Below are 14,397 nucleotides of genomic sequence, written 5' to 3' on the forward strand. Positions count from 1 at the left end.
AGATGAATCAGAAGAAAACGAATATATTGGCGGTGCTTTTTCTGTCAGTTTTAGTCCTAATCCTGGCGGGGCTGCTGATTTTTTCAGGGATTAAGTATCATAAAATGTCTGATAGACTGAAGGCCAGCCAAGAAGAGCTGGAGAAAGTGCAGCAGTTGGCGGAGCAGAGAGAGGAGGCTGCTTCTCAGGAAGAAGATACCACGGCAGAGACCGAGGAAGAGCAGGGGATTTTAGAAGATCAGCAGGAAGAAGTTTCAAAAGAAAAAAAGATATACGCGACAGTGATGGACATTCCTGCGGGAAAAAAGATCAACCAAGCTTCTGTGAATATGGAAAACCTAGGGCAGTATTTCATGTCCAGTGAAATTTCGGACGATGTCTATGAGAGAATTAATGGAAAATCGTACCGGGAAAATCCTGATATTGGCATCGAAGATTTAAGATATCTGAAAGTGCTTCATTATAATTATGATCATCAGATTCAAGTGGGGGAGATGATCGTCAATGTCCAGTTGGCAGAGGAGGTCTGCAATATTTTCCGCGAACTGTTCGAAAATGAATATGAGATTTATTCCATGTATCTAGTGGACAATTTTTGGACGGGAGACGGAGACAGTTCGGATTATGCTTCTATTGATGTGAATAATACCTCTTGTTTTAACTATCGGGAGCAGACGGGCGGAGGAGCTTTGTCCAATCATGCGTATGGTTGTGCTATTGATTTGAATCCCATGGAAAATCCTTATGTAGTTTATGACGGAGATACACCGGTAGAGTGGGCACATTCCAATGCCGATCCTTATATTGACAGAAACAGTGGTGCAGAGCATGTGATTACCCATGACGATGTTTGTTACCAGATTTTTGCCAAGTATGGCTACAGCTGGGGCGGAGATTGGAGCAATCCAAAAGATTTTCAGCATTTTGAAAAAAGGCTGTACGGCTGAGAAGCGGACTTTTAAAGATTTTAAATAGGAGGGTTTTGCAGTGAAGGCGGTAATTTACGAGGAAAAGGGAAAACTGTCGCTGGGGGAACGTCCAGTGCCGCGGATTTTGGAGAAGACTGACGCGATTGTGAGAGTGACCTTAGCGTCCATCTGTACCAGTGACCTGCATATCAAGCATGGAGCTGTGCTGAAGGCTAAGCCCGGAGTGGTCGTGGGGCACGAGATGGTTGGAGTGGTCGAGAGCGTCGGGGACGGTGTGAAGAAATTCCGGCCAGGGGACCGTGTGACTGTCAATGTGGAGACCTTTTGCGGGGAGTGTTTTTTCTGCAAGAGGGGCTATGTGAACAATTGTACCAATGAAAACGGAGGCTGGGCCCTGGGATGCAGAATTGACGGAGGACAGGCGGAGTATGTGCGGGTGCCTATGGCAGACCAGGGATTAAACCACATTCCGGAAGAGCTGGAGGACAGACAGGTATTGTTTGTGGGGGACATTCTCTCCACAGGATACTGGGCCGCGAAGCTTGGAGAGATCAAGCAGGAGGACACGGTGGTAGTCCTGGGAGCAGGCCCCACGGGAATGTGCGCCATGATGTGCGCGAAGCTGTACAATCCCAGACATATTGTAGCAGTGGATTTGGACGAAGAAAGGCTAAAGCTGGCAAAGCAGGAGGGCTGGGCAGATGTGACGGTTCAGCCTGAAAAAGAAGATCTTTTTCAGATTGCAGCGGACTTGACAGATGGAAGGGGAGCAGATGTAGTCCTGGAAGTCGCCGGAGGCCAGGACACCTTTCAAACTGCCTGGCAGGTGGCCAGACCCAATGGAATCGTCTGTGTCATTGCTGTGTACGGAGAGGCGAAGAGTCTTCCCTTCCCTGAAATGTATGGAAAAAATCTGACGTTCAAGACGGGAGGCGTGGATGCCTGTGACTGTGAGAGAATTATTGAGTTAATCGCGGAGGGAAAATTGGATACCACGAAGCTGATTACCCATGAGGTGACCCTGGAGAATGTGATGGAGGGCTACCGCATCTTTGAAAATAAAGAGGATGGAGTTATCAAGGTAGCCGTGAGACCGTAAAAATGCTCCGCTATGGATGCGCACGCCGCAATAAAATAGTACACCGCTTTGTGGTGTTGCGGCGGCGCGAAGAGTGGGACGCGCCCTTCAAGATGGAGGGGATGGGGAGCGGAAGCGGGCCTGCCCTCTTTCTTCTATTCGGGCTGCTCCTATCAAGCTAGAGGAAGCTAGTCTTCCGTCAAATCCACGTAGACCGGCTCATGCCCCAGGGCGGGGATTAGTTTCTCTGTCAGATCTTTCGTGGAGATTTTCAGACTGGAAGTATTGATGCAGGGATGAAAGCCAAAAAACTCTTCTCTCAGAACATCCCGGTCGATGAGGAGCTTGACTTTTTTCTCCGGGTCAAACATGAGTCCCATGATGGTGACAGAGCCGGGAGTCAGATTCAGCAGATCCTGCATGTAATCCGGCGAGGCAAAGGAGAGGCGGGCAGTGTGTATCTGAGCGGATAACTGCTTCGTCTTAAATACTTTGTCTCCCGGCATCAGAAGCAGATAAAAGTCTGTCTTCTGCCGGTTGCACAAAAAAAGATTTTTACAGATATGAATCCCCAAAAGCACGTCGGCGTTATGACAGTCCTCCACGGACATTGCGGCAGGATGGTCCAGCCCCGTGTAGGGGATTTTGTATTTTTCCAATAAGTCATAGCAGAGCAGCTCTTTTTCCAGACGTTCCTCAGGGGCTGGCCTGGATGTAAATAATTCAGCAGTCGTCTCGTGTGTTGAGTCCATGATTTTCCTCCGATTTTTTAAAATATTTTATCGTATAGTGCCGCCGCAGTGCGCGAAACAAACCGCAGCTCTCAGGATTGAGAGGCAAGGTTATATTGAGCTCTGAGTAAAGCGATTTCTTTGCTGTGGCCCTCTAAGTCCGTGGGCGTCTCCAGAATAAAAGGAAGACCGTCCAAAACGGGATGATTGATGAGTGTGACAGCTGTGTCCAATCCCAGGAATCCCTCTCCGATCAAGGCATGGCGGTCCTTGTGACTTCCGATAGGATTTTGGCTATCGTTTAGGTGAAAGGCCATGAGGCGGTCTAAACCGATGATTTGATCGAATTCTTTCAGAACATTGTCTAGGTTTTCTTTCAGGTCGTATCCAGCGTCGGATAGATGACAGGAGTCAAAGCAGATGCCGACCTTATCCTGGCATTGTATCTGATCTAAGATCAAGCGGAGTTCTTCGAAGGTTTTTCCAACCTCTGTTCCTTTTCCCGCCATGGTTTCCAACAGAACGATGGTGTGTTGTTCGGGAGTGAGAACCTGATTCAGCAGTTTTGCGATTTTTTTGGCCGCTTTTTCGGGGCCTTGTTTTAGGTGGCTGCCGGGATGAAAATTATAGTAATTGCCAGGCAGGTATTCCATGATTTTCAAATCCTCCTGAAAAATCTGGAGAGCCAGCTCACAGACTTCCGGTCTGGTGGAACAGGGGTTTAAGGTATAGGGAGCATGGGCGACAATAGGGGCGAAGCTGTGCTCTCTTAAAAAATCTGACAATCCAGTCAAATCCTCCTCGTTCAGCGGCTTTGATTGAAAGCCTCTGGGGTTTCGGGTGAAGAATTGAAAGGTATTCGCGTTGATTTTCAGCGCATCCTTTCCCATGTTCAGATAACCTTTGGCAGAGGAAAGATGAGTTCCGATGTTTAGCATAGACAGAAATCCTTTCTTTGAAAGATATTCCTATCATACAATGAATCTCGGCGGCTGTCAAAGACAGTATGGGGGATTGGGGCTTGATGGATTGGTTTTGTCAGAGTACAATAAAAAACGTATATTTCATGAAAATCGAATTTGAAATCGGAAAGTGACAGAGGAAGGCAGTGAAAGAATGGGACATTTGACAACGAAGGATGCTTACAAAAGTCTGGAAGAGAGAATTAATTGGTTTACACAAGGCGCTCCTGCTTCAGAGACTTTATATAAGATTCTGCAGGTACTTTATACAGAAGAGGAGGCCAAGTGGGTGGCGTTGCTCCCTGTCAGACCGTTTACCATCAAGCGTGCGGCGAGAGTCTGGGGAACGACGGAGGCAAAAGCGGAAAAGGTACTAGACCATCTTTGTGAGAAGGCTCTTTTGGTGGATTCTGAATACCATGGAATACGGAAATTCGTCATGCCGCCGCCAATGGCAGGGTTTATCGAGTTTGCGCTGATGAGGACGAGGGGAGATATTGACCAGAAATATTTGGGGGAGCTCTATTATCAATACATGAATGTGGAGGAAGATTTCGTAAAAGATTTGTTTTTTGCCACAGAGACTCGGCTCGGAAGAGTCTATGTCCAGGAACCGGTGCTGACCAATGATAAGACCAATCACATTCTAGACTACGAGAGAGCGAGTCATATCATTGAGGAGGCGGAGTATATTGGGCTGGGACTGTGCTATTGCCGTCATAAGATGTACCATGCGGGGCATCCCTGTGAGATTGATGCGCCCTGGGATGTGTGCCTGACTTTTGGAAATGTAGCCCGCTCTCTGGCAGAAAACGGCGGCTATGCCCGCCTGATTGACAAAGCGGAGGCTATGGACGCTTTGGAACGTTCTTATGAGAGCAATCTGGTTCAAATTGGGGAGAATGTGAGGGAGAACCCAGCGTTTATCTGCAATTGCTGCGGGTGCTGCTGCGAGGCTTTGCAGGCTGCCAGAAAGTTCTCTCCCATGCAGCCGGTGGCCACGACCAATTATATTCCGAAGATCAGCCTGGATAAGTGTGTGGGGTGCGGAAAATGCGCGAAAGTCTGTCCAATTCTTGCCATCGAAATGGCAGGGGATTCCAAAAAGAAAAAGGCAGAGGTAGACACGGAGATTTGTTTAGGCTGTGGAGTCTGTGCGCGAAACTGTCTGGTCAAGGCAATTGAGATGGAACGCCGTCCGGTACAGGTGATTACCCCAGTAAACAGCACGCATCGGTTCGTACTCCAGGCTATCGAGAAAGGCACTTTACAGAATTTAGTCTTTGACAATCAGGCTTTTGCCAATCACAGGGCTATGGCGGCAGTGTTCGGCACAATTTTGAAACTGCCGCCGATGAAACAGGCGCTGGCCAGCAAACAGTTTAAGTCTGTGTATCTGGACAGATTGCTGTCTTTGCACAAAAAAAGATGATTGCTTGTTACAGTTCAAGCCTCCAATATTCTGCGAGGCGTTTTTACTCTTTTTGTACAAAAATCCTGAGACATACTTGCACCAAACTGTTGTTTGCAGCAGTTTGTGTGCATCGCGAAGCATGTTACTGCTCACGAACCGCGAGTGAGTGAATAGTAATGACTGTTTGATGGAGCAGGCGGTTTTGACGGATACCCTCTTTTCAATTTTGAGAAAAGAGGGTATACTATATGGCAGACGTAGAAGGAGAAAAAAAGAAATATCTTTTGGCGTCGTACAGAAAAACCAGAAAAAGGATGTAGAGATGAAAATACGAAGATTAGCGGCAGTCTGGACCTCTAAGCTTGCAGGATATGTCTGTAAAAAGATGGGAAAACAGGGAGTGACCTGGGCGGGGAAGATCGCGCTGAAGATCTATCCCAATATTTTGAGGGAACTGGCAGGGGAAGTCAGAGAAGGAATTTTTGCGGTTTGCGGGACGAATGGAAAGACGACGACAAATAATCTGTTGTGTTCTGTGTTGGAGGCGAACGGGCAGAAGGTAGTCTGCAATCATACCGGCTCTAATATGTTAAACGGTGTGGTGGCTGCTTTTGTGTTAAAGGCGAAGCTCAATGGACATTTGGATGCGGACTATGCCTGTATCGAGATTGATGAGGCATCAACAGTCCGGGTGTTTCCATATTTTAAACCGGATTATATGATTCTTACCAATTTGTTCCGGGACCAATTGGACAGATACGGGGAGATTGACATTACGATGAAACTTCTGGCTCGGGCCATGGAGATGGCTCCGCGGATGGAGCTTCTGGTGAACGGAGATGATTCTTTGTCTGCCTATCTGGCAATGGAGGGAAAGAATAGTTATAAGACTTATGGAATCAGTGAGAAAGTTTTGGAAGAAGATGCTCAGGAGATCAGAGAAGGGCGTTTTTGTAAGCGATGCGGCGCGAAGATGGAGTATGATTTCTATCATTACAGTCAACTGGGACTTTATCACTGTCCTCAGTGTGGGTTTTCACGTCCAGTGCCGGATTATGATGGAAGAAATGTGGATATGGCCGAGGGGTTAGCTTTTGATGTGGGAGATTTTCATATAAAAGCGAATTACCGTGGATTTTATAATATTTACAATATTTTGGCAGTTTATGGAGCGGTAGACATGGCAGGAATCTCTCGGGAGAATTTCAATGAGGTCTTGGGAGATTATAAGCCGCAGTTTGGAAGAAATGAGTTGTTCCAAATCCAAGATACCAAGGTGATGCTGAATCTGGCCAAGAATCCGGCTGGATTTAATCAGAACATCGGTGCGGTCATGGCCGATAAAACTCCAAAAGATATTATTATTTTGATTAATGACAATGCTCAGGATGGAACGGATGTCTCTTGGTTGTGGGATGTGGATTTTGACCGTTTAAGAGATGCTCAGGCCGCCTCCATAACCGTATCCGGAATCCGCTGCTACGATATGAGGTTGAGATTGAAGTATGTGGAGATTGAGTCACGGGCCGAACCGGATGTGGAGAAAGCGATTTTGAGCAAGCTCAAAGAAGGGACGGGGAATTTGTATCTGTTGGTGAACTATACAGGACTTTATACCACCCATAATATCTTAAAGAAGATGGAGGAAAAAGCGTGATGAAGCTGACAATCGGACATCTTTACCCGGATTTGCTGAATTTGTATGGAGACCGTGGAAATATTCAGTGTCTGATGAAACGGTGTCAATGGAGAGGAATCGAGGCGGAAACCATTGTCTTTGAATTGGGGGATGCCATTGACTTTTCAAATCTGGATATTGTGCTCTTAGGAGGAGGCTCTGACAGAGAACAGATGTTGGTGAATGATGAGTTAAAAAAGATTCAGCCAGATTTTAAGGCGTATGTGGAAGACTATGGTGTGGTCATTGCGATCTGTGGAGGATACCAGCTTTTGGGAAAATATTATAAGACGGAGCAGGGAACGGTCACAGGTCTTGATCTGGTAGATCTGTACACGGAGCAGGAAAGCCCGCGTCTGATTGACAATATTGTGCTGAAAAGCGATCTGTTTGATATGCCGGTGGTGGGATTTGAAAATCATGGAGGCCGGACCTACATCAATGACAATCAGCCTTTCGGCAAGGTATTGTATGGTGCCGGAAATGACGGCATCTCAGGCTGCGAGGGGGTTGTGTACAAAAATGTCATTGGTACTTATCTGCACGGACCGCTTCTGCCTAAGAACCCGCAAGTTACAGATTATCTGATCGCGAAGGCTTTGGAGAGGAAATATGAAAAGGAAATTGTGCTAGAGCCGTTGGAAGACGAGGAAGAAAGGGAAGCCAATCGCTATATTTGCCAGAGATTTGTAAAAGAATCCTAACTATTCAGCCATAACGGCTCGGATTAGCTGCTGCGCAGCTTATATCGCCGCATATGCGGCTAAATCCTCGCTTATGGCTAAGCGCCATATGCCTGATAAGAATAAAACTCCTCTGCAAGCAAGCTTGCTCCGGATTTTTGTTCTTATCAGCCGCATGACTGAATAGTTACAAAAAATTTAGAAAATAGTCCTTGATATTTTCAGGAAAAGCTGGTATGATAAAAAAAGATCAAACTTAACCAAAAAAGTAAAGAATAAAGCGCTTTTCTAAGCGTTATAGAATTTATATGAAGAAAGGAGAACTAGCAATGAAAAAATATGTTTGTGGTCCATGTGGATATGAGTACGATCCAGAAGTAGGTGATCCGGATAACGGAATCGCACCAGGAACCGCTTTTGAAGATCTTCCAGATGATTGGGTATGTCCGATCTGTGGAGTTGGAAAAGACGAGTTCGAAGAAGAGTAAGACGGGTTGTTTTATCTTTCGAGCTAAGGCAGGAAGATAATGGATGACCGTACTGCAAAAAGAGTAGTGAGTGGGCACTGTATGAGAGACAAACTGTACAGTGTCCTATTTTTATTTCATAAGAAACAGTGTTCCTATGAAATAAAAAACGATCCATCTGGATCACAGGGCGGCGGAGTGGAAGATGGCGCTTTGTGCCCGCCGCAGGCGGAGAATCCTGCAAGCAGGATTCTTTTTTATGTTAGAGGAATTTCACTGCAAAACAGTGTTGCGGATTATACACTTGCGACTTTTGGAGCAGCGTGGTAAGATGAAAGAAAAATAAAGGACTAGGAGGGAAGATCTATGGCAAAATCCTGTAATCAGAAGTTGAAGATTTTATATTTGCTGGAACTTTTAAGAGAGCGAAGCCAGGATGAGCAGATGGTTTCCATGCAGGAGATCATAGATTTCCTGGAAGAAAAGGGAATCCAGGCAGAGAGAAAGAGTATCTATGATGACATGGACGCTCTACGTTATTACGGATTGGATATCCGCTATAACCGAAAGAGGCCAGGGGGTTATTACCTAGTCACCGAGAGACAACCGGAAAATGCGGCTAAGCCGAAGGTGCAGGAGCCAGAACATGATCAGACTGATACAGACAAGGAAAATAGAAAACGCCTGAAGCTTTTGTGTGAGAGATCTGTGCAGTCTTTCGTGGAGCAGCAGTTGGGAAGAGTAGTAAATGTAAAAGAGAAAGATGAGAACTATGTGATTTTGACGGTAGAGCAAAGTGTAGATGCTCGTTTTTTTGGTTGGCTTGTTTCCATGGAAAAGAAAGTGAAATTAATAAAGCCGAAGAAAGTAACAGGAGCCTTTCGGGATTATCTAAAAGGAATTGTAAAAGAGTACAAAGAATAGCTTAGGCTGATAGGAGGATTGAAAGAATGAGACAAAGAGCGTTGGCATTTATGCTTGCTATGCTTGTTGCGGTAACAGGCACTGCCTGCGCGGGAACTGATAAGACTCAGGAAGAGGAGAAGACCGCTGAGGCAGATACAGAAGAGGTTCCTGAGGAGAGCGAAGAAAAAAATGAAGTAGTGATTGGAGTCTGTACGCCCAAGCAGCCGACGGATACCTGGTCAGGAGATGTCGGAAATTTAAAAGCAGGACTGGAGGAAGAAGGCTGGACCGTCAAGGTGAAAGAAGCCGGGGACGGGGCGGAGCAGGCGGCTCAGATTCAAGAACTGGCGGACCAGGAGGTTTCAGCGCTGATATTGGCGCCGGTGGAGCCAGAGGCGGTTTCTGAGGCTCTTGCCGATTATGAAGAGAAAGAGATTCCAGTAATCAGTTACAGCAGGCTTGTGCCGAACACAGATGCTGTGAATTATTATGTGGGTTTTGACAGTGAAGCTGCCGGCCAGGAGACCGGAAAGTATATTGAAAGTGCAAAAGATTTGGAGAATGCAAAAGATGCAGGAAAGATCTATACAATTGAGTTTCTGCTGGGAGATTCTGAGGATTTGGATACTCAGTTTTTTTATGAAGGATTGATGGAAGTGCTGAAGCCATATTTTGAAGAAGGTGTTCTTCAGAGTAAATCGGGAAGAACAGAATTTATGGATTTGTGTTTGAATTCGTACCAAGCGCAGGATTCTAAGGCAAAAACATCAGAGATTCTCAGCCAGTTTTATGGAGAAAAAGCGTTGGATATTGTATGTGTGGAGACAGATCAGATGGTAGACGGAGTTGAGGAAGCTTTGGTTGAGAGTTCCTATGCATTACATAGCTCAGAACATCCCTGGCCTGTATTGACTGGTCAAGATGCAAGTGAGAGTGCGATTCGGAGGGTCTTATCCGGACAACAGGGGATCACTGTTTCTAGAGAGTATGAACTGTTGGATGAGAGCTGTGTTGATATTTTAAAGGATAAATTGTCGGGCGAGAAAGTGAAAGTAAATACATCCAGGAAATATGACAATGGTAGCAGAATTGTTCCTGCTCAGCTGTCAGATGTACAGCTTATTGACCTGGATAATTACAAAATACTTATGGATATGGGAATTTACACAGAAGAAGAATTGGAAGGAATGAAAACTGTAGAAAAATAAGAAAAACTGTCAGAAAATAGGAAATTTTTGAGATCCCTCATGTGGACATGGATGTCTGTGTGGGGGATTTTACGTGATAAGTTTGGTAAGCGTCTGCTGCGCTCATGTAGATAGATATTTCCGCGGACAGCGAGCAGCAGTGCTGCAAGCTGGGTATGGTATCGCGGCGGATAGGGAAAGGAAAATTTCTCCTATCCAATTGTTGTAAGAAATTTCATTGGTACGGGTGATTTTACTGAATATTTTGACAAAAATAATGAAAATGGTTTCAACCTGTGGTATCATAGAAATAAGTGTATCAAGCTGTCTGATTTTTTGGCAGCTTTGGATGCCAGGAAGATGCTGAGAGTACATCATAAAGGAAAGGCGGGATGAACTTGAGAATTGCTACGGACATAGGGGGAACTTTTACAGATTTGGTGGCTGTAGATGAAAAAGGAAAGACGATTTTGGGGAAGAGTCACACGACTCCTCCGAATTTTGAGGAGGGTGTGATTGAGGTGATCAAAAAGAGTGGAATTACGCCCAAAGAAATCACAGATTTTATTCATGGTACAACCACGATTATCAATGCTCTGACGGAGAGAAAGGGTGCAAAGACTGGACTGATTACCACGAAGGGATTTCGTGATGTTTTGGAGCTGGCCAGATGTAACCGGCCAGATCTTTTTAATATGGTGTTTGCAAAGCCACGGCCATTTATTCCTAGATATCTGCGCCGGGAAGTGGCAGAGAGGATTGCTTATGATGGAAAAATAGTGATTCCATTGGAAGAAACAGATATTGAGAAGGCGGTAGAGTATTTTAAGGAAGAAGGGGTCGAAGCAGTAGCTGTCTGTTTTATCAATTCTTATGCCAATGATGTTCACGAGCGCAGGACAGTGGAGAAGGTCAAAGAATTGTGGCCGGAAATCTTTGTCACTTCTTCTATCGAAGTGACAAAGGAATGGAGAGAGTATGAGCGGACATCGACGGTTGCGCTGAACTCCTATGTAATGCCTGTCGCCTCTGCTTATGTGAATAATCTGGAAGGGAGACTTTGTGAGATCGGTTGTGATGCGAAGAAGTATATTATGCAGTCTAATGGTGGCACGACGACTTTTGAGCAGGCGAAGCAGACTCCTATTAACATGGTAGAGTCTGGCCCGGTGGCCGGGGTGTATGGAGCCGCGATTCTGGGAAAAGCAGTGGGAGAAGAAAATATCATTGCCTTTGACGTGGGCGGTACCACAGCCAAGTGTTCCTTAATCGATCAAGGGGAAGTGAAAGTGACCACTGAATACCGGATTGAGAGAACGGAGAGATATGCAGGATATCCGATTATGGCCCCGGTCGTGGATATCGTGGAGATTGGAAATGGTGGCGGTTCCATTGCATGGATTGATGAAGCAGGTTCATTAAAGGTGGGGCCGCAGTCAGCGGGAGCTCTGCCGGGACCTGTGGCCTATGGAAAGGGTGGAGAGGAGCCGACGACGACGGATGCCTGCTTGCTGACAGGAAGACTCTCACCAAAGAATTTTGACAATCAGGTAGACATGGAGCATGTGGCGAAGGTGATTCAGCAGAAAGTGGGAGAGCACTTTCAGATGAATGCTGAGGATGCGGCGATGAGTATTCTGAGAGTGGCGGAGTCTAATATGTTCAATGCACTGAAATTGATTTCCGTGCGTCGAGGGTATGACCCGCGGGATTTTACCATGGTGGCTTTCGGCGGCGGAGGCCCCATGCACTGTGCTTATCTGGCAAAAGAGCTGAATGTGAGAAAAGTGATCGTGCCTGTGGCAGCTCCGGTATTTTCTGCTTGGGGAATGCTGATGACCGATGTTCGGCATGATTACATACAGACGAATATTCGCAGAATGAATGAGGTGAGCGCTCAGGAGCTGAACCGGATGTGGGATTCTTTGATCGTCCAGGCAGATGAACAGTTTCAAAGAGAGGGTGTGGCGAAAGATCACGTCGTCTACCATTTTATTGCTGACATGCGCTACATGGGACAGGAGCATACGGTGAAGGTCAATGTTCCGCCTCTTCCTTGGACACAGGAAAGTAAGGAGGAGATCATCCGCTGTTTCCATGAGACTCACGAGCATTTTTATACCTATAAATTATTGGAGACTCCCACAGAGATTGTGAACCTTCATCTGGTGGCTTATGGACGGCTGGACAAACCGGAGCTTGCAAAAATTGCGCCTCAGATGGATTCCTTGGAGAACGCGTTTTTGGAAAAACGGTCGGTATATTTCACCGAGGATGGCTGGATGGAGACTCCAGTCTATTCCAGGGAGAAATTGGGCAGCGGCGTGGTTTTCGATGGCCCAGTGATTATCGAGGAAGCAGCGGCTTCTACCGTTGTGGCGAAAGGCCAGAGACTGACGGTGGATATCTATGGAAATCTGGTGATTGAGACGGAGGTGCAGGAATGAAAGAGAAAATAAAGATTAATCCGGTCACATTGGATATTGTAAAGGATTCTCTGATCGCGGTCAGCAATGAGGTTTTCTATGCGTTTGCTAGAACCTCCATGAGCCCGATTATCTATGAGACACTGGACTATGCCAGTGGCATCACCGACGTGCATGGAAAACTGCTGACACAAGGAAATGGAGCGTGTGCGTTTATCGGGCTGATTGCTCCGATGATTCAGGAAATTGTGGATAAGTATGGACTGGAAAATATGAAATCCGGGGATGTCTATATCATCAACGATCCCTATATGGGGGGCGGAACTCATCTGTCTGATATCGGGATGGTGATGCCAGTGTTCTATGGGGATGAAGTGATCGCTTTTGTGGGAAACAAGGCCCACTGGTCAGATATTGGCGGGATGGCTGCCGGTTCTTTTACCACGGATTCCACGGAGGTATTTCAGGAAGGCCTGCGTTTCTCCGGGGTGAAGCTCTTGGAAGGCGGAGAAATCTGTCAGCCATTGGTGGACATGATGATGTCAAATGTTCGCTATCCAGAAACTGCTCAGGGAGACATGTGGGGGCAGATCGCTTCACTGAGAACTGGCTTTAAGCGGATTTGTGAGCTCTGTGACAAATATGGCGTGGAAGTGGTTAAGGGCTCTATGGAACGTTTACTGGAACAGGGTTCTTTGATTTCCTACAAACGCTTGAGAGAACTTCCAAGGGGAACTTGGGAGATGGAAGAATATATGGATGATGATGGCCATGGGAATCCAGTGAAATTGAAAGTGAAAGTGACGATCAAAGAGGATGAATTCATCGCGGATTTTACGGGAAGTAGTCCTCAGGTCATCAGTCCAATCAATACGGGTTATAGTTCTCTGTGTGCTGGTGTGAGAGTGATCTATATGTCGATTCTGGGGCCGGAGATGGCAGTCAACGACGGAGTCTTTGATCCTATGAGGGTGATTGCACAGGACGGTTCTGTACTGTCTTGTCATGCACCTGCACCCACGTCCTGTTATTTTGAGAGTATGATTTATTCTGTAGATGTGGTTTGGAAAGCGCTAGCACCGGTATTTCCGGAGGCTCTGGGGGCAGGGCATATGCTCTCCGTGTGTTCGGTAGTGCTGGCGGGGACAAAGCAGGGAAACGGAGAGCCTTTCCTGATTGTGGAACCCACCGGAGGCGGTTGGGGTGCCAGCCAGGGAAAAGATGGTGAAGTAGGCCAGTTCTGTGTCGGGGATGGCGAGACTTACAACGTACCCGTGGAGATGGCCGAGAATCGATACGGAATCATGGTGGATGAGTACAGTCTACATACAGATGGAAAGGGAGCCGGACAGTTCCGCGGCGGCAGCGGTGCGGTCCGCACTTACCGGGCGATGACGGACGGGCAGCTCTTCACAGCTTCCTTTGGGCGAAATAAGTTTCCAGCCTGGGGTACCGGAGGGGGAAAGGACGGTTCCTACAATTACTTTGAATTCCACAGAAAAGATGGTTCCGTGGAGGGCCCCATGGGGATTGTTGCCAGAAAGCTGTTGAATACAGGGGATGCTGTGCGTATGGTCACTTGTACCGGAGGGGGATATGGAGATCCCCTGAAGCGGGAGCCGGAAAAAGTAGCTTGGGATGTGAAAAATGAATATATCAGTCTGAGACAGGCCGAGGAGGAGTATGGAGTAATCGTAGACCCTGTAACTTTTACGGTGAAGGGGTTAACAGAAAAGAGAGAAAAATGAACTTGTTAAATCGGTTGTACTTTTAGCATACCCGTATAGATGAGATATATGAGAATAGTAGTACGGAAGGAAGACACTTGAAGTAGAGTATCTTCCTTCTATACTGTGCGATAAGCCCGGCAAGCGGTAGTCAGGCATACACGAGCAGGTCTTTGCTTTGCTGAGAACTTTCTGTGTAAATGGTGTTT

Annotated in this window: 12 protein-coding genes; 10 read left to right on the top strand and 2 right to left on the bottom strand. The window is 46.6% G+C overall.

The window, feature by feature from the left end; translation table 11 throughout:
- The first annotated feature begins 2 nt into the window (after positions 1 to 2).
- Both BLHYD_RS05260 and BLHYD_RS05265 read left to right on the top strand, forming a co-directional pair.
- Positions 3 to 947 carry a M15 family metallopeptidase gene (locus BLHYD_RS05260; RefSeq protein WP_005949678.1) on the top strand — a complete coding sequence of 315 codons (945 nt, stop codon included), beginning with the start codon at positions 3 to 5 and terminating at the stop codon, positions 945 to 947.
- 40 nt (positions 948 to 987) lie between these two features.
- On the top strand, positions 988 to 2,028 hold the full coding sequence (locus BLHYD_RS05265; protein WP_005949680.1) for an alcohol dehydrogenase: 1,041 nt from the start codon (positions 988 to 990) through the stop codon (positions 2,026 to 2,028).
- 167 nt (positions 2,029 to 2,195) lie between these two features.
- On the opposite strand, the gene BLHYD_RS05270 is transcribed toward BLHYD_RS05265, so the two are convergent.
- Both BLHYD_RS05270 and BLHYD_RS05275 read right to left on the bottom strand, forming a co-directional pair.
- The gene (locus BLHYD_RS05270) at positions 2,196 to 2,759 is read right to left on the bottom strand and encodes a prolyl-tRNA synthetase associated domain-containing protein (protein ID WP_005949684.1); all 564 of its coding nucleotides are present in this window, start codon (positions 2,757 to 2,759) and stop codon (positions 2,196 to 2,198) included.
- Positions 2,760 to 2,830: 71 nt separating this feature from the next.
- Entirely contained in the window at positions 2,831 to 3,676 is an 846-nt protein-coding gene (locus tag BLHYD_RS05275; protein WP_005949686.1) for a deoxyribonuclease IV, read from the bottom strand.
- Between the two features lie 178 nt (positions 3,677 to 3,854).
- On the opposite strand from BLHYD_RS05275, the gene BLHYD_RS05280 reads away from it, so the two are divergent.
- From BLHYD_RS05280 to BLHYD_RS05315, 8 genes are all read left to right on the top strand, one after another.
- Entirely contained in the window at positions 3,855 to 5,132 is a 1,278-nt protein-coding gene (locus BLHYD_RS05280; RefSeq protein WP_040350662.1) for a 4Fe-4S dicluster domain-containing protein, read from the top strand.
- 304 nt (positions 5,133 to 5,436) lie between these two features.
- A complete protein-coding gene (locus tag BLHYD_RS05285; protein WP_005949695.1) occupies positions 5,437 to 6,771 on the top strand; it encodes a MurT ligase domain-containing protein in 1,335 nt (444 codons plus the stop codon).
- On the top strand, positions 6,771 to 7,496 hold the full coding sequence (locus tag BLHYD_RS05290; RefSeq protein WP_005949697.1) for a type 1 glutamine amidotransferase: 726 nt from the start codon (positions 6,771 to 6,773) through the stop codon (positions 7,494 to 7,496). Before BLHYD_RS05285 ends, BLHYD_RS05290 begins: the two co-directional genes overlap by 1 nt.
- Before the next feature lie 308 nt (positions 7,497 to 7,804).
- Positions 7,805 to 7,963: a rubredoxin gene (gene rd / locus BLHYD_RS05295; RefSeq protein ID WP_021845395.1), complete on the top strand. Its 159-nt coding sequence runs from the start codon at positions 7,805 to 7,807 to the stop codon at positions 7,961 to 7,963.
- Positions 7,964 to 8,308: 345 nt separating this feature from the next.
- Entirely contained in the window at positions 8,309 to 8,866 is a 558-nt protein-coding gene (locus tag BLHYD_RS05300) for a WYL domain-containing protein (protein ID WP_005949703.1), read from the top strand.
- Positions 8,867 to 8,892: 26 nt separating this feature from the next.
- Positions 8,893 to 10,056, top strand: a complete 1,164-nt coding sequence (locus tag BLHYD_RS05305) for a substrate-binding domain-containing protein (RefSeq protein ID WP_005949705.1) — start codon at positions 8,893 to 8,895, stop codon at positions 10,054 to 10,056.
- 371 nt (positions 10,057 to 10,427) lie between these two features.
- Entirely contained in the window at positions 10,428 to 12,482 is a 2,055-nt protein-coding gene (locus BLHYD_RS05310) for a hydantoinase/oxoprolinase family protein (RefSeq protein WP_005949707.1), read from the top strand.
- Positions 12,479 to 14,209 carry a hydantoinase B/oxoprolinase family protein gene (locus BLHYD_RS05315; RefSeq protein ID WP_005949709.1) on the top strand — a complete coding sequence of 577 codons (1,731 nt, stop codon included), beginning with the start codon at positions 12,479 to 12,481 and terminating at the stop codon, positions 14,207 to 14,209. The genes BLHYD_RS05310 and BLHYD_RS05315 overlap by 4 nt, the downstream gene beginning before the upstream one ends.
- Positions 14,210 to 14,397: the final 188 nt, after the last annotated feature.

Source organism: Blautia hydrogenotrophica DSM 10507, assembly GCF_034356035.1.
Taxonomy (GTDB): Bacteria; Bacillota; Clostridia; order Lachnospirales; family Lachnospiraceae; genus Blautia_A; species Blautia_A hydrogenotrophica.